Consider the following 536-nt stretch of genomic DNA (forward strand, 5'->3'; position numbering starts at 1 on the left):
GTTTGAGGATCGTAAACGGCACGGCCCCTTTACCTGGGCCGAAGAGAATCTCAACGAGGTGGAGCGGAACAAACGCGAGCGGCGCACCGTAGCCTGGCGCTATACCGTGCTTCGGCTGCATGAAGTGGTTCAGGAGATTGTTCCCCACCTCAGCGAACGGGACAGAGAGCGCTTTAAGCAAGGCCTCGCCCGCGTATTCATCGACAACTATGCGGCCATTCCTCCGCAGTCTATCCGCAGGCTGCTCGCGCTTCGCGAAGCCGGCATCATTAGCGTGGCGACGCTCGGTGACGATTACACGCTGGACATTGGCAGCGATCGAACGGTAATCACCACACAAGAGACCGTTTACCGTTTCGACGTGTTTATTGATGCGCGCGGACAAAAGCCGCTCAAAACGAAAGATCTGCCCTTTCCGACGCTGCGCAAACAGCTGGAAGCCACGGGTGAAGAGATACCGGACGTCGGTGAGGATTACACCTTAAATGCGCCTGACGCCGTTCGCGGGCGCATTGCCTTCGGCGCGATACCGTGGC

The 536-nt window shown here is 58.4% G+C and carries 1 pseudogene; it reads left to right on the forward strand.

The window, feature by feature from the left end:
• A pseudogene (locus CKO11_RS17325) lies at positions 1-536 on the forward strand (FAD-NAD(P)-binding protein); the annotation flags it as partial.

Source organism: Rhodobacter sp. TJ_12 (assembly GCF_020023995.1).
Lineage (GTDB): Bacteria > Pseudomonadota > Alphaproteobacteria > Rhodobacterales > Rhodobacteraceae > Rhodobacter.